Here is a 17,279-nt window from a genome sequence, read left to right on the forward strand (position 1 = left end):
CGCACCTCCGCGGCGTTGCCGTCGGTCGCCGGGGCTCCGCTCTGAGATCCTCAGACCGACGCCGAGGCCGAAGCCGTGCGGTCACGTCGAACGCGCCACCGGTTCGCTGCCGCAGAGGACCAAAAGCCCCGTCAGCGTCCCCCCGCCCGCACCGGGGCGGATGCCGCGGTATCCCGGCCGTCGTCGGCCCGCCCAGCCGCGGACGCGGGGATGGCGTTGTCGATGAGGACGGCGGCGATGGCGGCGGCGGTGGAGAAGGATTCGCTGTTGGTCACTCGGGTGCGGGCGGAGGCGCCGTCGATGAGCAGCGCCAGTTGCTCGCCGAGTTGTTCGGGGTCGGTGGCACCGGCCTCGCGGGCGGTTTCGGCCAGCCGCGCGGCGATGGCGATCTTGTATTCGCGTGCGTACCGGGATGCCGGGTGCTGGGGGTCGTGGAGTTCGACGGCCGCCGCGATGTAGGGGCACAGGGGCATGGACGCGGGCATGTCGAAGGCGGCGAGGAGCCGTTCGCGCGGCGTGAGGTCGGTGCGGTCGAACACCCCCGGCATGACGTCGGGATCGAATCGGCGCAGGTATTCGGCGACGAGTTCGTCCTTGCCGGTGAAGTGCTGGTAGGCCGTGCGCTTGGACACCTGTGCCGCGGCGCAGAGTTGATCCATGCCGGTGCGGTTGATGCCCTGTTCACGGAACAACTGCTGTGACGCACCGAGAATGCGCTCGCGCGCGCCCCTGCCGCGGCGCCGGCCCAGCGGGCCCTTCTCCAACTCCGTCATGAGCCCACTGTAAACCGTTCGGTACAGATCAGTCTACTTAGCGCGCACCCACCCCCGGACCTCCGCAGCGCCGACCGGTACCCATCGGTGTACTTAACTTGCGCCCCGACCGGTCGCCACGTACGTTAAGTACACAGCTCGGTATCCATAACGTCCGAGCTGTTCCGATATCCCTCGACGCAGCGGAGTGATCATGGGCAAGCTCGACGGCAAGGTGGCGGTGATCACCGGCGGTTCCACCGGTATGGCACTGGCCGGTGCCAAACTGTTCGTGGAGGAAGGAGCACACGTCTTCATCCAGGCCCGACGGCAGGAAGCACTGGACGACGCCGTCCAGTTGATCGGCCGCAACGTCACCGCCGTACAGGGCGACGCGTCCGAACTGGACGACCTCGACCGCCTGTACGACACCGTCAAGCGGGAGAAGGGCTCGATCGACGTGTTGTGGGCCAGCGCCGGAATGGGCGAGCCCGCCGCCCTCGGTGAGATCACCGAGGAGCAGTTCCACCGCACCTTCTGGCTCAACGCTCGCGGCACCCTGTTCACCGTGCAGAAGGCACTGCCGCTCCTCAATGACAACGGCTCGATCCTGATGACCGGATCCAACGCCTCCCTCGGCGCGTTTCCCGGCTGGAGTCTCTACGCGGGAAGCAAGGCCGTTCAGCAGGCATGGGCCCGCGTCTGGCTCAACGAACTGCGCGACCGCAAGATCCGCGTCAACGTCCTCACACCCGGCCAGGTCGCCACCGCCAAGCAGGAAGAACTGTTCGACGAGGAGACCAGGACCGCGTTCGAGTCCCTCATCCCCCGCGGGAAGATGGGCCGCCCCGAAGAGATCGCGACGGTCGCCCTGTTCCTCGCCTCCGACGACTCCAGCTACGTGAACGGCCTGGAATTGGTCAGCGACGGTGGCACCACCGCCATCTGAGCCACACCCCGGGAAGGCCGAGACGTGGGGCCGACCGGCGCTCACCGCGGTGGCGGCGCGCGGCGGGCGAAGCGACGCTCGCCCCGGAGACACAGCGGCACCTCCAGAACAGGAAGAGAGCACCTCATGAGCAGCATCACTCTCATCGGCACGGGGAACATGGCCCGTACCATCGGCACGCTCGCAGTGGCGGGCGGCAACACCGTGGAGGTCATGGGACGCGATCGGTCCAAGGCCGACAGCCTGGTCGCCACTCTGGGCCACGGCGTGACGAAGGGCGAGTGGGGCGCCGTCCCCGCAGGGGACATCGTCATCACGGCCGTGTTGTACGACGGTGTCCTCCCAGTGGTCACCGAGTACGGAGACGCTCTCGCCGGCAAGGTCATCGTCGACATCAGCAACCCGTTCAACGCCGCGTTCGACGGACTGGCCCACGACAAGGAGACCTCGATCGCGCAGGAAGTCGCCGAGGTGGCCCCGGCCGGCACCGGCGTGGTGAAGGCCTTCAACACCATCTTCAGCGGCGTACTGGAGAAGGGCCGCCCCGACGTCTTCCTCGCCGGCGACGACGCCCGGGCCAAGGCGGACGTGGCCACGTTCGTCGAGAGCCTGGGGCTGCGCCCGTTGGACGTCGGCGCCCTCCGCATGGCGCACTGGCTGGAGGGGATGGGCCTCGTCACGGTCAGCCTCGCCGGCAACGGCGTCGGCCACTGGGACTTCGCCCTCGGCGTCCACGAGTTCACCGACTGAAGTCGCCGTCCCGTGTGCCGCGGTCTCTCGCTCGGGGACGTACCGGCTTCCGGGCGCGGCGCGGGAACGCCCGGAGTCAGCGGCCCGGTCGGCGCTGCCGGTCGAACCGAGGCAACACCTGGGTCATCCGCCACACTCCGGCCGTCGCATGAAAACATTGCGGCTGCCGGAGCGGCCGTCCGCGTAGGACGGGCTCCGCGATCTGTCGTTCAGGCGAGGGCTGGGAGACCGCGGGTGTTGTGGGGGACCAAGAAGGAGGGCGGGCTGCCGAGGATCCCGCGGAGCGTGGATCCGCGGCGAGCCCGCGCACTGCCGGTCCCGGCCGAGGCGCAGGCTGACGCGCGCATGTTCATGCTGGGTGGCGACACCTTCCGGGCGCTCAGGGTGATCGTGGACGCGACGGGCTACGACCTGCGCCAGGCCCGGGACATCGTGTACGCGCTGGTCTACGACATCGAGGTGCCGAGCGGGAACTGAACGGCGTCCGGAACGGCAATTCCGATCGATCGCCCTCTTTCCCGCTGCCCGCGTGCGTGTGTCAGGCCCGCGCGAACGCGAGGAGGTCGGCGTTGAAGCGCTCGGCGAACTTCGGGACCATGGCCAGGCCGTGCGGTGCGCCCTCGTAGACCTTGTAGTCCACGTTCTCGACCAGCTTGGAACTCTTGTCCCCGGAGGCCACGATGGGGACGATCTGGTCGGCGTCACCGTGCACGATGAGGGTGGGTACGTCGATCTTCTTGAGATCCTCGGTGAGATCGGTCTCGGAGAACGCCTTGACGCAGTCGTAGGCGCCCTTGAGGCCCACCGTCATGCCCCAGAGCCAGAACTGGTCGCGGGTGCCCTGGGTGACCGTCGAGTCGTCACGGTTCGCGCCGTAGAACGGGCCGCTGAGGTCCCGGTAGAACTGGGACCGGTCCGAGGCGACACCGGCGCGGATTCCGTCGAAGACGTCGAGCGGCAGGCCTTCGGGATTGGCCTCCGTCCTGAGCATCAGGGGCGGTATCGCGCCGACCAGGACCGCCTTGGCCACTCGCCCCGTGCCGTGCCGGCCGATGTAGCGGGTGACCTCGCCGCCGCCGGTGGAGTGGCCGACCAGAATGGCGTCCCGCAGGTCGAGGGATTCGATGACTGCCGCGAGATCGTCGGCGTAGTGGTCGAGGTCGTTCCCCTCCCAGGGCTGGCCGGAACGTCCGCCTCCGCGCCGGTCGTGGGCGATGGCGCGGAAACCGTTGTCCGCCATCACCTTCATCTGACCGTCCCAGGCATCGGCGGTCAGGGGCCAGCCGTGGGAGAAGACCACCGGGCGGCCCGATCCCCAGTCCTTGTAGAAGATCTGCGTGTTGTCGTTGGCAGTGACGAAGGGCATGGCGCCGCCTCTCGTGGTAGGTGAACCTCGTGGCGCGTGCACTGCGACCGTTTTGACCGGAAAGTCATGCTCTGCACGTCACTCTACTGGAGCAAGGCGCTTCCTTCTCGTCGCTCGAACGGGAGGAAGGCAGGTGTGCGCGGCATCAGCGTGGCCGGCGTGCGGCGAGCACCACGGCGAGCTGAAGCAGCAGGACCGCCGCGAGGACTCCTCCCACGCCGACGTGGGCGTGCAGCAGACCTCCCGTGACGGCCCCCGCGGCGAGTGCCGTGACCGACAGCGCGCGGCGCCTGGTCGCCGGTGCCGAACGGTCCGCGGCGAGGCCGGTGAGGGTGCGGGTCATCACCGTGGTGGTCAGGTCGGGCACTCCCAGGCGGCGCACGACCGCGTTCTGCAGGCCCGTTCCGCACGCCAGGGACGCCAGGACCGCGTAGCGCCCCCAGCCGGACACCTGGGCGGCGAGGGCGAGCGCGACCAGCAGCGTCTGGATCGCGACCAGCGGCGTGAGCAGCCGGCCCGGCTCGGTGTCCCGGCGCCACACGCCACCCGTGACCGCGCCGGCCAGGAACGCCGCCAGTGACATGAGCGAGGTCAGGGCCGTCATCTGGGCGGTCCCGGACAGGGCGAACCCGAGGAAGACCAGGTTGCCGGTCATGTTGGCCACGAAGACCCGGCCCAGGCCGAGGAAGCTCGCCGCGTCGATCAGCCCGCTGATGACGGTGAGGACGAGCAACGACGGGGCCGCCCACGCGTAGCGGTGGCCCTCGGGGAACATCCACCGGGCGACCGTTCGCCTCCCCGTCATCGCGGGACGGCGGTGCCCGGCGCCCCGACCGGCCGCGCCGGCCGCGCGGCACCGAGGAGAGCCGCGGTGAAGCCCACCCCCCGCCTGCCCGTGGCCCGCACCGTCCGCTCCATGCCTGCAGTGGAACAGAGCCCCCGAGCGCCCGCCAGCACCTCACGGCCGTTCGGGGGCACGTGCGCCCGAGGCCCCGCCGACCGGGGACGGGGAGTGCGCGGGGCGGTACGACCAGGGGGCTACGGCCGTGACGGCTGCGGCCCCACCCGCACGGGCAGGCTGACGAGGCCGCGCGAGCGCATGGACGGACGCCGCCGCAGTTCCTGCGGAGGGCAGGCCGGTGTCAGGTCCGGGAACCGCTCGAAGAGCGCGGTGAGCGCGATCTCGGTCTCCATCCGGGCGAGCGGCGCGCCGAGGCAGTAGTGGATGCCGTGGCCCAGGGCGAGGTGCCCGGTGGCGTCACGGGTGAGGTCGAGCCGGTCGGGCTCGGGGAAACGGCGCGGATCGCGGTGGGCGGCGGCCAGGGACAGCAGCACGGTCTCCCCCGCCGGGACGGTGACGCCGCCGAGGGTGACGTCCTCCACGGGGAAGCGCCGGATGGCCAGCGGCACCGGGCCGTCGTAGCGGGCCAGTTCCTCCACCGCCCCGCCCAGCAGGTGCGGCTCGGCCCGCAGAGCGGCCAGCTGGGCGGGATGGGCGAGCAGGGCGGCGACGGCGTTGCCGATCAGATGGACGGTGTTCTCGTATCCGGCGACGAGGATGAGGAAGGCCAGGGACATCAACTCGTCCTCGCTGAGGCGGTCCTCCTCGTCGCGTACGGCGACGAGCGCGGACAACAGGTCATCGCCTGGTTGCCGTCGCCTGTCCGCCAGGAGCCCGGTGAAGAAGGCCAGCAGACGGCCGACCGCCTCGCGGGCCCGGTCCGGCCGTGCGGGGTCGGGTGCCACCAGGGCGTCGGTCCAGGCACGGAAGTCGGGACGGCTTTCCCCGGGGACGCCCAGGAGGTCGCAGATGACGCCGATGGGCAGCGGGGCGGCGTAGGCGGCGATCAGGTCGAACTCCTCCTCGGCGGCGCAGGCGTCGAGGAGGAGTTCGGCGGTGCGCCGGACGGGCGTGCGCAGCTTCTCGACGTGCCGGGGAGTGAACGCCCGGGAGACCAGCTTGCGGATGCGCGTGTGGTCCGGCGGGTCCATGTTCAGCAGGTTGGCGTCCAGGGCGGGCGGCAGTGCCATTCCGCGGTAGCCGCCGGGCGTGGCGTGGCGCTTGTCCAGGGCCAGGCGGCGGTCGGCGAGGGCCTGCCGTACGTCCTCGTAGCGGGTGACCAGCCAGGCGGGGAGGCCGTCCGTGCCGGTGATGCGGTGCACCGGCCCCTCCTCGCGGAGGCGCCCGTACACGGCGTAGGGATCGCCGAACAGTTCCGCGGGGTCAATACCGCCCACGGGACGGGAAGTTGTCTCGCTCATGGCGCCAGCCAACCAGATCGTGACCGGCCGGGCACGCAGGGCACCCGGCCGTGCGCGGCAACCGGGTTCGCTCGCCGAGGAGACTGGCGGCCTCCGCCGAGGCGGCTCGGCTCGAGTGTCTGCGAGCCACCGGCATCGCGCCCCGGGACGGGGCGGCGGGCGGATCGTGATCGCGTGACCACCCATGTCCGTACGCGACTCCGCCGGGTGCGGGGTGCGGCCGGCCGGAGCAGCGATTAGGTTGTTGTGTATCTCGTCGGGTGCCTCCGCATGAACGCACGTTCTCAAACGATTGAGAGGCGCATTCGCATGGCGACGATACTTTTCGTGGTGTCCGGAGCGACGTACTGGGTGCTCAAGGACGGCACGAGGTACGCGACCGGTTACTGGGCCGAGGAATTCGCGCTCCCGTACAAGAAGGTCACCGAAGCGGGACACGACGTCGTGGTCGCCACACCGAACGGTGTGACGCCCAACGTCGACATGATGAGCCTGCGCCCCTCCATGGCCGGGGGCGAGGAGGGGGCCCTGGAACTCGAGGCCATCATCCGCTCGGCCGAAGTGATGCGCCGTCCGCTGAAGTTGTCGGACGTCCGCCTCGAGGACTACGACGCGGTCTATCTGCCCGGTGGTCACGGACCGATGTCCGATCTGCGGCAGGACGCGGACGCCGGACGGATCCTCACCGCACAGCTCGCCTCGGGCAGACCGCTGGCGATCGTGTGCCACGCTCCGGCCGCGCTGCTCTCCACGAGGATTCACGGGGAGTCGCCGTTCAAGGGCTACCGGTGCACGGGATTCACCAATGACGAGGAAGAGGCCGTGGGGCTGGCGTCCAGAGCGACGTGGCTGCTGGAGGACGAGCTGAAGGACAAGATCGGAGTCGACTACAGCCGGGGCGCCATGTGGGAGCCGTACAAGGTCGAGGACCGCAATCTGATCACGGGGCAGAACCCGCACTCGGCCGCGGTCCTGGCCGACCGGCTTCTTGAACTCGTCTCCTGATCACCCATCGCGCGCGCGCCACGGCCGGCGGACGGGAGCCCCTCGCCGGCCGAGGCGCGGCCGCGGTTCGTCGCGGCGCCTTCACCGGGACGGGGAATCGGTGGCGTCGTGACGCTGCCGGGCCGCCTCCAGTTCGGCCGTGTTCGCGCCGAACCAGCCCAGCAGCGCGCACAGTTGCTCCGCCAGGCTCCGTCCGAGCGGCGTCAGGCGGTAGGTGACCTGCGGCGGGACGGTCGGCTCCACCAAACGTTCGACCAGTCCGTAGCGCACCAGTGACTTGAGGTACTGCGACAGCATCTTCTGGCTGATGCCGCCGATCTGCCGGTGAAGTCCCGAAAAACGCACCGGCCCGGGAACCAGCGCAGCGATGATCAACGCGCCCCAGCGGCCGGTCACTTGGGCCATCAGTGGCCTCGTCGGGCAGTCCTTGTCGAAAGAGCCCGCCGGAAGCCGGGCGAAGACGTCCTCGGACTGCTCACTCACTCTCATGACAGCAGCTTACAAAAAGGTACCTTCTTACGAAAGGTGGTCACCCGCCCTAGAGTCGGCTCACGGAATCGGCGATCGAACCGGACGAACGGATTCACAGTGAGCGGTATGCGTGTGTCCCCGGCCTTCCTCGGCTGGGATCTCGGAGGCATGGTCGTGCGCCGGGTGGACGAGATCGACATGTCAGCGGCGACCAGTCGGTGGCTGCTCCCCGAGGCCACCTCGGAACACCTGCAACACCCGTGGTTGCGGCCCGACTTCACCGACGGCGCGAACTTCGCGATGCATGTGCACCTCTTCGCGATCGAGGTGAACGACAGACGCATCCTGGTCGACACCGGCGTCGGCAACGACAAGCCCCGGCGGATACCCGATGCCGACGGACTGCGGACCCCGCTGCTGCACCGGCTGACCGCCGCGGGCTTCGCGCCGGACACCGTGGACCTCGTCATCACCACACACATGCACGTCGACCACGTCGGCTGGAACACCCACCTGACCGACAGCCGCTGGACACCGACCTTCCCGAACGCCCGCTACCTCGCCGACCGCCGGGAATGGGGCTACTGGGCGTCCGTCGCCGAAAGCGACGAGGAGGTCGCCCAGGTGTACCGCGACTCCCTGCGACCCGTCCGCGACGAAGGGCTGTACGACCTGCTCGACGTCCCCGCCCAGGGTCTGGAAGTGGCCGACGGCGTCCGCGTGGTACCGACCCGCGGCCACACACCCGGCCATCTGTCGGTCGGACTGACGGGCACCCGTCGCAACGCCCTGATCGGCGGGGACAGCCTGCACCATCCCGTCCAACTGGCGTACCCCGACATCGGCAGCGTCGGCGACGTCGATCCCGTGGAGGCACGCGTCACGCGTCACCGTCTGCTCGCCGAACTGGCCGGCACCGACGACCTGCTGCTGGGCACCCATTTCACGCACCCCACCGGCGGACGGGTCCGACGGGCGGACCGCCAGTTCCGGTTGCTGGCCGAGCCCCCCGCCCTCCTGCCGTCCCCTCTCCCGGACGAGCAGTGCCGATGTGTTCAGTGATCGAACGTGGTGAGCGACCGCAGGACCGGGGCGCGGTTCCTGTGGGAGGGCGCGATGCCGCGAGAGGTCGCGACGACCGCGTATCCGAGCGCACGGTAGGCATCCACCAGGGCGGCACCGATGCTCCGGGAGGCGCCGGTGATGACGGCGGCCTTCTGATCGGTCGTGCGCATGCTCGCTCTCCGGGTATCCGGACCGGCCCCGCACCGCGCCGGAACGCAGCCCCGACTCCCACGGTAGGCCTCCGGCGATTCGGCGGCACGGCGAGGGACGAGGCCCCCTCGGCGGGCGGCACCCGCCGTCCCCGAACCCTCAGTGATCTCCCGCACCGCGCCGAGCGCCGCGTGCACAGCGGGCCGTACAGGCGTCGACCGCCTAGGCTCGTCCATGAGGCACCGCCGCTTGCTCCGCTCCCTCCACGAGGAAGAGGCACCGTGATGGATCTGAGGCTCGAAGTCGTGGTTCTGCCCGTCTCCGACGTCGACCGGGCGAAAGCCTTCTACGAGAAGGTGGGCTTCCGTCTCGACGTCGACCACACCGCCGACGAGAGCTACCGAGTGGTGCACCTGACACCACCCGGCTCCCCCTGCTCCATCCTCTTCGGCACGGGCGTCACCACCGCCGCGCCCGGTTCGCAACAGGGTCTTCACCTCGTCGTCTCCGACATCGAGGCGGCGCACGCCGAACTCGTGGACCGCGGCATCGAGGTGAGTGAGATCTTCCACGACGCGGGCGGCGTGTTCCACCGCGGCACCGAGGAGGGGCGGGTGAGCGGCCCGGCCCCCGAGCGCGCCAGTTACGGCTCCTTCGCGACCTTCCGGGACCCCGACGGCAACGGGTGGGCCCTACAGGAGATCACCACCCGGCTGCCCGGACGGTGACGGCCCGTCTCAGTAGCCTCGCCAGACGTTGTCGAAGGCGTCCTGCTCGATCGACCTGCGTTGTCTCTCACCCGCCAGGCGCGTGACGGCCTGGTGCACTTCGGCCAGGACGACGGTCTCGTCGGCGCCCAGACCGGTGAGGGCCTCGTCCGGCGGTGCGGCGCGCACACCGGCCGAGGCGGCGAGCCCGGCGAGCATCGGGTCACCGGTCTCCAGCCGCTGGGTCGCCTCACCGAGGACGCGCGGATCGACAGATACGGGGCGAGCCCGCCGGAAGGGGTTCCGGGACGAATGCGCGGGCGCCGCGGAACCGCCGGCTCCCGGAGCGGCTCGGTATCGTGCCGCCAGCCCATTGCCGCGGCGCCACAGCCAACTCTCCACGGTCTCGTGGGAATCGTCCTGGACGACCTCCGATGCGGCCTCGACCAGCATGGAGTCCTCGGTCCGTGCCGGGGCGACGGGCAGGATGCGTGCGCCCGCGAGACGGACGGCCCCCAGGCCGAGGAGGTCGATGAGTTCGGCTCCCGCCAACGCGAGGGACAGGTCGCCCTGCTCGATCGCCGGATCGGCGCCGGGAGCGAATGCGAGCGCCGACAGGGCTTGGGCTGTTGCCATGTGCGACTCCAGGTCGGGCGGGAAATCACGGGAAACCGGTTTCAGGGGCGCGCCACAAGGCACACGCAGAACTGGCGATGTCGTTCCTCGACGAGGGTCTCCACCGCAAGCGAGAGGACACCGCGGCCGGTTCGCCGATCGATTCCCACCGTACCTCGCACCGTGGGCGGGACGAAGGCCCCGGGTGGTGACGGTGGCCCCCTGCGAAATGCTTTTCAGGCACACACCCGGAGGCTCTCATGAGCCAGCAACAGAGAAGCCGCGGTCTTGCCGACCAGGTGGTCGTGGTGATCGGCGCCAGCTCGGGAATGGGATTCGAGACCGCTCGCCGCGTACGCGCCGAAGGCGGCCAGGTGGTCATGGTCGGACGGAACGAGGAACGCCTGGAGAGGGCAGCGGCACAACTGAAGCCGTTGAGCTCCGCCGCGTTCGACGCCACGGACACCGACCGGGTCCGGGCGTTCTTCCGCGATCTGCCGCACCCGGTGGACCACGTCCTCTCGACCGCCGGAGCTCCGTCCTACGCACCACTGGCCGAGATGGACGTCGACCGCACCGGTCGACATTTCGGTGAACGTCTCGCGATGACGCTCTCGATCGCCAAGTACGGCCGGGACAAGGTCCGGCCCGGAGGGACCCTTCTGTTCATCGGTGGCACGGGTGGCCGACGCCCGGGCGTCGGGCTGACCGCCATCGCCGCGCTCACCGCGGCACTGCCCGCCCTGACCGCCAATCTGGCCCTCGAGCTGGCTCCCGTCCGCGTCAACCTCATCGCGGCCGGATTCGTCGACACCCCGCTCTCGGCCACACTGCTCGGCAGCCACCTCGACGAACGGCGGGAGGAACTGCGCGCGACCCTGCCGATCCGTCGTGTGGTGGGCCCCGGGGACGTCGCCGAGCTCGCCCTGCACCTCATGCGCAATGAGGCCCTCACCGGCGCCACGTACGACATAGACGGCGGTCAGCAACTGCTGTGACCGCGCGGGCGGGCTGGTGAACCACCGTCCGCCTCCTGCCGCTGAAAGGCGGCACCCGACGGGGTAGCCTGAGGGGAAAATGTCGCCAATTGCCTGCAAGTCCCACTCTTGTCCTTCCGAACCATGAGGAAGAGGGCACACGATGAGCGTTCGCGTCGCAGTGATCTACTACAGCGCCACGGGCAATGTGCACGCGCTGGCCGACTCGGTGGCCGAGGGGGCGCGCAGCCGCGGCGCCGAGGTCCGCCTTCGGCGCGTCCCCGAGCTGGCGCCCGATTCCGCCGTCGACGCCAACCCCGCGTGGCGGGCGCACGTCGACGCCACGAAGAACGCGGTGCAGGAGGCGACGCTGGAGGACCTCGAGTGGGCGACCGCGTACGCGTTCGGCACGCCCACGCGGTTCGGCAACGTCACCTCGCAGCTGAAGCAGTTCATCGACCAGACCGGCGGGCTGTGGCAGGCGGGGGTCTTCCACGACAAGCCCGCGACCAGTTTCACCTCCGCGCTCAACCGGCACGGCGGCCAGGAATCCACCATCCTGTCGCTGAACAACGTGTTCTACCACTGGGGCTGCCTCATCGTCCCCGTCGGTTACACGGATCCGCTGCTGTTCGCCTCCGGGGGCAACCCCTACGGCACCTCGTGGGCGAGCGGTGGCGCCGACCGCCCGGACCAGGCGGCCCTGGACGCCGCCCACTACCAGGGCCGTCATCTCGCGGACATCGCCGGGCGACTCGCGGGGTGACCCCCGTGGGGCTCGTCGTCCGACACCGGCAGGGGGCGTGCGCATGGCCACACTGATCGCGGTCAACGTGGGCATGCCGCAAGACGTGCCGTGGAGGGGCCGGACCACGCACACCGGCATCTGGAAGTGGCCCGTCGCCGGGCCCCGGATGGTGCGGCGCCTGAACATCGACGGGGACGGCCAGGGAGACCTGAGGGGGCACGGGGGACCGCACAGGGCCGTCCTCGTCTACCAGTCGGACTCCTACCGGTACTGGCGGGAACACCTCGGGCGTGACGACTTCGTCCACGGTCAGTTCGGTGAGAACTTCACCGTGGAGGGCCTTGCGGACGACGAGGTGTGCATCGGGGACCGGTACCGCATCGGTGAAGCACTGTTCGAGGTGACCCAGCCCCGTGTCACGTGTTACCGGGTGGGGCTGCGGATGGACGAGCCTCGGATGCCCGCCCTTCTGGTGGCGCACGGACGCCCCGGTTTCTACCTCAAGGTCCTCACCGAGGGTGTGGTGGAGGCCGGCGACGAGATCGTCAGGACACGCACGGGGCCGGAAGCCATCACCGTGCGGGAGATCGACGCCCTCCTCTACACGTCCGCACACCCGCGTCCCCAGCTCGAACGCGCGCTTCGCATCCCCGCGCTCAGCCCCGGCTGGAAGCAGTCCATGCGGTCCCTCCTCGACGACCGCGACACCGGTGTGAGCGCCGGGAACAGCGGTCTGACGGGGGTGTCGGCCGCCCCGCCGCCCGCCTGGCAGGGGTTCCGCACCCTCGAGGTCACGCGCATCACCGCGGAGAGCGCCGACGTCTTCTCGCTCGTCCTCCGGGCGCGGGACGGCAGCCCCCTCCCCCCGGCGCTCCCGGGCCAGTTCGTGACCGTCCGCATGTGGCCCGACCCGCGGGGAGCCCCGGTCGTGCGCAGTTACTCCCTGTCCGGCCCGCCCGGGGACGGGACCTACCGGATCAGCGTCAAGCAGGAACGGCACGGCGTCGGCAGCGGCCACCTCCACCGGCACGTGGCCCTCCACGACACGCTCGAAGTGGCGGCGCCCCGGGGCGACTTCGTCCTCAGGGACACCCCCCGCCCCGTGGTGCTCCTCTCGGCCGGCGTGGGGGCGACCCCCGTACTCGCCATGCTCCACCACCTGGCGGCCACGAGGGACACGCGACCCGTGTGGTGGATCCACGGAGCACGCGACGGCGGCGAACACCCCTTCCGGCAAGAGGTCCGCGCCCTGCTGGCCGAGCTGCCGGCCGGCCACTGCCACATCGCCTACAGCAGGCCGCGGGAGGCCGACACGGAGGGAAGCGACTACCAGAGCGCGGGCAGGGTCACACCCGAGCTGCTGCGGTCGCTGGACCTGCCGGCCGAGGCGGAGACCTACCTCTGCGGGCCGCTCGCCTTCATGGACGGTCTCACCTCCGCGCTGGCCGAGGACGGCGTCGACCCTTCGAGGATCCACACGGAGATCTTCGGCTCCGCGAGTGCGATCACCCCCGGCATCGTGCCCACGGACCGTCCCGCTCCGCACCTGCCCACCGCTCCTCCCGGGCCCTCCACCGGACCCTCGGTCACCTTCGCCCGCAGCAACCTCACGGTGCCGTGGCACGCGGGCTACGGCACGCTCCTCGAACTGGCGGAAGCCTGCGACGTACCCGTCCGGTGGTCCTGCCGCACCGGCGTCTGCCACACCTGCGAGACGGCCCTCGTGGCGGGCCGGGTCGCCTACCGGCTCGACCCCATCGACCCCCCGCCCAAAGGCGACGTCCTCATCTGCTGCTCGGAGCCGACGGGTGACGTCCTCCTCGACCTGTGACGGGGACGGTTCGGTGCGGGGCGGCCGGGTGGCGGCATCGCCGCGGAATACGGGTGCGTCCCCGCCGGCCGACGCAGCGGACTCGGCGCCATGACGACGGCACTCCCCCGCTGAGGACGAGATCACCCCGACCGGGTCCTCAGACGGGCCGGAGCACCGCCTCGATGAGGTGGGGGCCGGGCGTGGCCAGGGCGGCGGCGAACTGGGCGGCCAGTTCCGCCGTGGTGCGGGCGCGGGTGGCGGGGACGCCCATGCCGGCGGCGAGGGCGGTGAAGTCGATGTCGGGCCGGCCGAGGTCGAGGAGCGCGGTGGCGGCCGGACCGATGGGGCCCTTGCCCGTCCGTTCCAGTTCGGCTCGCAGGATGGCGTAGGAACGGTTGTTGAGGATGACGGTCGTGATGTCGAGGTTCTCGCGGGCGTGGCTCCACAGCGCGGAGATCGTGTAGAGGGCGCTGCCGTCGGCCTGCAGGCACACGACCGGCCGGTCGGGGCAGGCGAGTGCGGCGCCGAGGGCCACCGGGAGGCCCTGGCCGATGGCCAGGCCCGCCAGACCGAGCACGTCGTGCGCGGGGGCGTCCGCGGTGGCCGGTGCGAGGGTGTCCATGCCTTCGGTGATGGACTCGTCGACCACGACGGCCTCCTGCGGGAGCAAAGCCCCTATCACCTGTGCCCAGTTGCCGGTGTGCAGCTCCTCGTCCGTGGGAGGTACGGGGGCGGCGCGGACGGGCGCGGGGGCGGGCACACCCGGCGCCACGGCCTCGGCCAGTTCGGTGAGGGCCGCGAGGACGTCGACGCCCGTGTCCGGGGCGAGTTGGTGCACGGTCGTTCCCCGCGGGGTGAGGACGCCCGGCCGCCCGGGGTAGGCGAACGAGGCCACCGGCTCCCGTGCGCCGACCAGGACGAGGTGCCGTACGCCCGAGAGCTGGGAGGCGACGGCTTCGGCGCGGTAGCCCAGTGGCTGAATGTGCGGCACACCGGCACCGCGCCGGAGCCGGGCGGGCCAGGTCGGGCAGAAGGAGGGCGTGCCGGTGGCCTTCTGGATGCGTGCCGCGGCGTGCAGCCCGCTCTCGGTGAGGCCGGCCCCGTCGATGAGCAGGGCCGCGGGTTCCGGTCCGGTGAGCAGTTCGACGGCGCGGGCCATGTCGCTCGCGTCGGCTGCTCGCGGGGGCCGTGGGGCGCGTCGCGGTGCCGGCGGGGTGCCCGGGGACCAGGACAGGTCCGCCGGCACGACGAGCGTCGAGATCGCGCCGGAGGTGCCCGTCCGCGAAGGGTCGGAGGCGTCCGTGGGGTCGGGGACGCCGGCGCTGAGCGCGGTGGCCACCGCGTCGGCGGCGCCGGGGCCGATGTCGGCGACGGCGCCGAGCCGGCGCACCCAGCTGGAGACGGTGCCGGCGGCGGCCTCGATGTCGGATTCGAGGGGCGAGTCGAGTGCCTTGTGCGACAGGGCGTGGTCGCCGACGACGTTGACCAGTGGGGTGCGGGCCCGGCGGGCGTTGTGCAGATTGGCCAGGCCGTTGGCCAGGCCCGGCCCCAGGTGCAGCAGCGTCGCCGCCGGCCGGCCGGTCATCCGCGCGTAGCCGTCGGCGGCTCCGGTCGCCACCCCTTCGAAGAGGCAGAGCACACCGCGCATCTCCGGATGCCGGTCGAGTGCCGCCACGAACTGCATCTCCGACGTGCCGGGGTTGGCGAAGCACACGTTCACGTCGTTGTTGAGCAGGGTCCGCAGAAACGTCTCGGCGCCGTTCATGGATGTTGCCGCCCCTCCGTTGTTTTCCGGTCCGGTCACGAGCCCCGGTTCACCAGGACGAAGGCCCAAGTGCCACCGTGGTAACCAGTCCCGCAGAACGACGTTTCCTTCTCGTGGCGCCCCTTCAGCATCGCACAGGCGTCCGCAGACACCGGCCGACCGCCTTGTGGGGAGGGGGAGTTGGCGCTCCGCAGGCGCCCGGGGGCGCGAAGTCGCCCGGTGCCGAGGGCGCCCCGGGCGGTGTCCGTGGGCGGGCCGGACGGCATCGGCGCCGCTGACACGGCGTCGGCCGGTGTGCGAAGCTGCCGCCCACGAGGGAGGGATGTGGCGGTGGGGCGCGAGCGTACGGGGGGTGGGCGAGCACGCTCGATCGGCACCGCGCGGGCCGCGCTGACCGTGCTGGTGGTGGGCGGAACTGCCCTAGGAGCACTCCTCCTGCGCCCCGACACGGACCTCCTGGCGAAGGGCCGCGGGCCGCTGGGCGGCAACTCCCTCCTCGTGATCGGTCTCGCCCTGCTGGCGCTCCTCGGCGGTCTGGCACTGCGCGACGGGTACCAGGGACGAATGGGCACCGCGCGGAGACTGAACCCGGTGGAGCGGCGGGCGGCCGAGGGCGTGAGCCGCGTCCTGCCCATCGCGGCACTGGCCGTCCCGCTGCTCATCCTCGTCCTGCACCGGTTCGGCTCCTCCGGCGGCGGCCACGGCGACGAGGAGCCCTCGCCCCTTCCCAGCCGACGGGACGACACGGTGCGCGGCCTTCACCCCGCACGGCATCCCGGGCACGCCGAGCACAGCACGCACTTCGGACTGACGCGCATCCTCCTCGGGCTGGGCATCGCCCTGCTTCTCGTGGTCCTCGTGGTCGCCGGGCTGCGTCTGTGGCGGCATCTGACCCGGCCGTCGGCGCTCGGGACCGCTGCGACGTACACGACGCTCGAGGACGAGGAGAAACGTCTTGCCCAGGCCGTGGACTCCGGCCGCCGCGCCCTGCGGGACGGGACCGACGCCCGAGCGGCCGTCATCGCCGCCTACGCCGCCATGGAGGAATCGCTCGCCGACTCGGGCGTGACCCGCCGCGCCGCGGACAGCCCGCAGGACCTGCTGCGGCGGGCCGTCGCCGGCGGTCTGCCCGCCGGGGCGGCCGCCGCCACGCTCACCGCGCTCTTCCGCGAGGCCCGCTACTCCACGCATCCGATGCACGCCGGCCATCGCGAGCGGGCCGCGGCAGCGCTCGCCGAGATCGCCGAAGGCCTGCGCTCGCGGAAGCCGGGGCACGAAGCCGCGACGGATGCCTCGTGAAGGCACCCGCCCGGATACGGGCCCTCCTCGACGCCGCGCTCGGAACGCCCGGCTCACTGCGTCACTCGTTCGCCGTCCTGGGTACCGTCGCGGTCGCGACCGAAGTGCTGCTCGCCCTGGCCGACGGTGTCCCGGCCGCCGCCACCGGCCTCGCCCTCATCACCGCGGGCGCACTGGTCCTGGCGCGCTACGTGGCGGGCGGCGCCGCCCAGGACAGCGGCCATCGCGAGCCGGTGCGTCTGCTGAACAGCCGTGCCCCGGCGCTCGGCGGCTGGCGGCGCATCGTCGCCGACACCCTCGCGGACGAGGACGGCGCGCACTTCGCCACCGTCGTGCGGCCCCGGTTGCAGCGGCTGTTCGCCGCCCGGCTGGCCGAACGGCACGGCGTGGCGATGTACCGGAACCCGCGGCGGGCCCGGTCACTGGTCGGGGCCGAGTTGTGGCCGTGGATCGACCCCGAGGCGCCCCCTCCGCTGCCCGCTCTCCCCGAACCCGTCCTGCGTTCCCTGCTCGACCGCCTGGAAGCCCTGTGACCGCCGACTCCGCGGCCGGTTCCGCGGCCCCCACGCCCCTGCCCCCGCTCCC

At 71.4% G+C, this 17,279-nt stretch carries 18 protein-coding genes and 1 pseudogene; 11 read left to right on the top strand and 8 right to left on the bottom strand.

Going from position 1 to position 17,279, the window contains the following annotated elements; all coding sequences use genetic code 11:
• Positions 1–131: 131 nt before the first annotated feature.
• Complete coding sequence (locus tag OHB09_RS01400; protein ID WP_093596141.1) at positions 132–773, bottom strand: TetR/AcrR family transcriptional regulator; 642 nt, start codon at positions 771–773, stop codon at positions 132–134.
• 193 nt (positions 774–966) lie between these two features.
• Here OHB09_RS01400 and OHB09_RS01405 point away from each other — a divergent pair, with 193 nt between their 5' ends.
• The 3 genes from OHB09_RS01405 to OHB09_RS01415 all read left to right on the top strand — a co-directional run bounded on the left by OHB09_RS01405 (position 967) and on the right by OHB09_RS01415 (position 2,928).
• Positions 967–1,701, top strand: coding sequence for an SDR family NAD(P)-dependent oxidoreductase (locus tag OHB09_RS01405; RefSeq protein WP_328921474.1), 735 nt, complete (start codon positions 967–969; stop codon positions 1,699–1,701).
• A 126-nt stretch (positions 1,702–1,827) separates the two neighbouring features.
• Positions 1,828–2,451 (top strand): NADPH-dependent F420 reductase, encoded by a 624-nt coding sequence (locus OHB09_RS01410; RefSeq protein WP_191890529.1) that lies wholly within the window; start codon positions 1,828–1,830, stop codon positions 2,449–2,451.
• Positions 2,452–2,736: 285 nt separating this feature from the next.
• A complete protein-coding gene (locus OHB09_RS01415; protein ID WP_191854198.1) occupies positions 2,737–2,928 on the top strand; it encodes a hypothetical protein in 192 nt (63 codons plus the stop codon).
• Between the two features lie 61 nt (positions 2,929–2,989).
• On the opposite strand, the gene OHB09_RS01420 is transcribed toward OHB09_RS01415, so the two are convergent.
• The 3 genes from OHB09_RS01420 to OHB09_RS01430 all read right to left on the bottom strand — a co-directional run bounded on the left by OHB09_RS01420 (position 2,990) and on the right by OHB09_RS01430 (position 6,079).
• Positions 2,990–3,817 carry an alpha/beta fold hydrolase gene (locus OHB09_RS01420; RefSeq protein WP_093596138.1) on the bottom strand — a complete coding sequence of 276 codons (828 nt, stop codon included), beginning with the start codon at positions 3,815–3,817 and terminating at the stop codon, positions 2,990–2,992.
• 145 nt (positions 3,818–3,962) lie between these two features.
• Entirely contained in the window at positions 3,963–4,622 is a 660-nt protein-coding gene (locus OHB09_RS01425; RefSeq protein WP_191890528.1) for a YoaK family protein, read from the bottom strand.
• A gap of 233 nt (positions 4,623–4,855) precedes the next feature.
• Positions 4,856–6,079, bottom strand: a complete 1,224-nt coding sequence (locus OHB09_RS01430) for a cytochrome P450 family protein (protein WP_191890527.1) — start codon at positions 6,077–6,079, stop codon at positions 4,856–4,858.
• A 309-nt stretch (positions 6,080–6,388) separates the two neighbouring features.
• Between OHB09_RS01430 and OHB09_RS01435 the strand changes: the two genes are divergently transcribed.
• A complete protein-coding gene (locus OHB09_RS01435; protein ID WP_191854195.1) occupies positions 6,389–7,084 on the top strand; it encodes a type 1 glutamine amidotransferase domain-containing protein in 696 nt (231 codons plus the stop codon).
• An 81-nt stretch (positions 7,085–7,165) separates the two neighbouring features.
• On the opposite strand, the gene OHB09_RS01440 is transcribed toward OHB09_RS01435, so the two are convergent.
• Positions 7,166–7,573: a winged helix-turn-helix transcriptional regulator gene (locus tag OHB09_RS01440; RefSeq protein WP_063822131.1), complete on the bottom strand. Its 408-nt coding sequence runs from the start codon at positions 7,571–7,573 to the stop codon at positions 7,166–7,168.
• 108 nt (positions 7,574–7,681) lie between these two features.
• Here OHB09_RS01440 and OHB09_RS01445 point away from each other — a divergent pair, with 108 nt between their 5' ends.
• Positions 7,682–8,617 (top strand): MBL fold metallo-hydrolase, encoded by a 936-nt coding sequence (locus tag OHB09_RS01445; RefSeq protein ID WP_191890525.1) that lies wholly within the window; start codon positions 7,682–7,684, stop codon positions 8,615–8,617.
• A gap of 44 nt (positions 8,618–8,661) precedes the next feature.
• Here the strand turns inward: OHB09_RS01445 and OHB09_RS01450 are convergent.
• A pseudogene (locus OHB09_RS01450) lies at positions 8,662–8,790 on the bottom strand (3-oxoacyl-ACP reductase); the annotation flags it as partial.
• A gap of 264 nt (positions 8,791–9,054) precedes the next feature.
• On the opposite strand from OHB09_RS01450, the gene OHB09_RS01455 reads away from it, so the two are divergent.
• Entirely contained in the window at positions 9,055–9,498 is a 444-nt protein-coding gene (locus tag OHB09_RS01455; protein ID WP_040893241.1) for a VOC family protein, read from the top strand.
• 9 nt (positions 9,499–9,507) lie between these two features.
• Here the strand turns inward: OHB09_RS01455 and OHB09_RS01460 are convergent, their stop codons facing one another.
• A complete protein-coding gene (locus OHB09_RS01460; RefSeq protein ID WP_328921475.1) occupies positions 9,508–10,113 on the bottom strand; it encodes a GPP34 family phosphoprotein in 606 nt (201 codons plus the stop codon).
• Between the two features lie 239 nt (positions 10,114–10,352).
• Here OHB09_RS01460 and OHB09_RS01465 point away from each other — a divergent pair, with 239 nt between their 5' ends.
• From OHB09_RS01465 to OHB09_RS01475, 3 genes are all read left to right on the top strand, one after another.
• Entirely contained in the window at positions 10,353–11,090 is a 738-nt protein-coding gene (locus tag OHB09_RS01465; RefSeq protein WP_191854192.1) for an SDR family oxidoreductase, read from the top strand.
• A 142-nt stretch (positions 11,091–11,232) separates the two neighbouring features.
• Entirely contained in the window at positions 11,233–11,835 is a 603-nt protein-coding gene (gene wrbA / locus OHB09_RS01470; protein WP_006137008.1) for an NAD(P)H:quinone oxidoreductase, read from the top strand.
• A 43-nt stretch (positions 11,836–11,878) separates the two neighbouring features.
• A complete protein-coding gene (locus OHB09_RS01475; RefSeq protein WP_328921476.1) occupies positions 11,879–13,648 on the top strand; it encodes an MOSC and FAD-binding oxidoreductase domain-containing protein in 1,770 nt (589 codons plus the stop codon).
• Positions 13,649–13,787: 139 nt separating this feature from the next.
• Here OHB09_RS01475 and OHB09_RS01480 read toward each other — a convergent pair whose 3' ends face one another.
• Positions 13,788–15,395: an acetolactate synthase large subunit gene (locus tag OHB09_RS01480; RefSeq protein WP_328921477.1), complete on the bottom strand. Its 1,608-nt coding sequence runs from the start codon at positions 15,393–15,395 to the stop codon at positions 13,788–13,790.
• Between the two features lie 330 nt (positions 15,396–15,725).
• Here OHB09_RS01480 and OHB09_RS01485 point away from each other — a divergent pair, with 330 nt between their 5' ends.
• Together OHB09_RS01485 and OHB09_RS01490 are read left to right on the top strand one after the other, a co-directional pair.
• Positions 15,726–16,694, top strand: a complete 969-nt coding sequence (locus OHB09_RS01485; protein ID WP_245766054.1) for a DUF4129 domain-containing protein — start codon at positions 15,726–15,728, stop codon at positions 16,692–16,694.
• A complete protein-coding gene (locus OHB09_RS01490; RefSeq protein ID WP_191890520.1) occupies positions 16,691–17,227 on the top strand; it encodes a hypothetical protein in 537 nt (178 codons plus the stop codon). The genes OHB09_RS01485 and OHB09_RS01490 overlap by 4 nt, the downstream gene beginning before the upstream one ends.
• The last annotated feature ends 52 nt before the right edge of the window (positions 17,228–17,279 follow it).

This window comes from Streptomyces griseoaurantiacus, assembly GCF_036189845.1.
Classification (GTDB): Bacteria; Actinomycetota; Actinomycetes; order Streptomycetales; family Streptomycetaceae; genus Streptomyces; species Streptomyces griseoaurantiacus.

What these genes read in the sequence shown, in the direction of transcription:
- OHB09_RS01400 (WP_093596141.1), bottom strand. Translation starts at nt 773, where the DNA reads ATGACGGAGTTGGAGAAGGGCCCGCTGGGCCGGCGCCGCGGCAGGGGC.
- OHB09_RS01405 (WP_328921474.1), top strand. Translation starts at nt 967, where the DNA reads ATGGGCAAGCTCGACGGCAAGGTGGCGGTGATCACCGGCGGTTCCACC.
- OHB09_RS01410 (WP_191890529.1), top strand. Translation starts at nt 1,828, where the DNA reads ATGAGCAGCATCACTCTCATCGGCACGGGGAACATGGCCCGTACCATC.
- OHB09_RS01420 (WP_093596138.1), bottom strand. Translation starts at nt 3,817, where the DNA reads ATGCCCTTCGTCACTGCCAACGACAACACGCAGATCTTCTACAAGGAC.
- OHB09_RS01425 (WP_191890528.1), bottom strand. Translation starts at nt 4,622, where the DNA reads ATGACGGGGAGGCGAACGGTCGCCCGGTGGATGTTCCCCGAGGGCCAC.
- OHB09_RS01430 (WP_191890527.1), bottom strand. Translation starts at nt 6,079, where the DNA reads ATGAGCGAGACAACTTCCCGTCCCGTGGGCGGTATTGACCCCGCGGAA.
- OHB09_RS01435 (WP_191854195.1), top strand. Translation starts at nt 6,389, where the DNA reads ATGGCGACGATACTTTTCGTGGTGTCCGGAGCGACGTACTGGGTGCTC.
- OHB09_RS01440 (WP_063822131.1), bottom strand. Translation starts at nt 7,573, where the DNA reads ATGAGAGTGAGTGAGCAGTCCGAGGACGTCTTCGCCCGGCTTCCGGCG.
- OHB09_RS01445 (WP_191890525.1), top strand. Translation starts at nt 7,682, where the DNA reads ATGCGTGTGTCCCCGGCCTTCCTCGGCTGGGATCTCGGAGGCATGGTC.
- OHB09_RS01455 (WP_040893241.1), top strand. Translation starts at nt 9,055, where the DNA reads ATGGATCTGAGGCTCGAAGTCGTGGTTCTGCCCGTCTCCGACGTCGAC.
- OHB09_RS01460 (WP_328921475.1), bottom strand. Translation starts at nt 10,113, where the DNA reads ATGGCAACAGCCCAAGCCCTGTCGGCGCTCGCATTCGCTCCCGGCGCC.
- OHB09_RS01465 (WP_191854192.1), top strand. Translation starts at nt 10,353, where the DNA reads ATGAGCCAGCAACAGAGAAGCCGCGGTCTTGCCGACCAGGTGGTCGTG.
- wrbA (WP_006137008.1), top strand. Translation starts at nt 11,233, where the DNA reads ATGAGCGTTCGCGTCGCAGTGATCTACTACAGCGCCACGGGCAATGTG.
- OHB09_RS01475 (WP_328921476.1), top strand. Translation starts at nt 11,879, where the DNA reads ATGGCCACACTGATCGCGGTCAACGTGGGCATGCCGCAAGACGTGCCG.
- OHB09_RS01480 (WP_328921477.1), bottom strand. Translation starts at nt 15,395, where the DNA reads ATGAACGGCGCCGAGACGTTTCTGCGGACCCTGCTCAACAACGACGTG.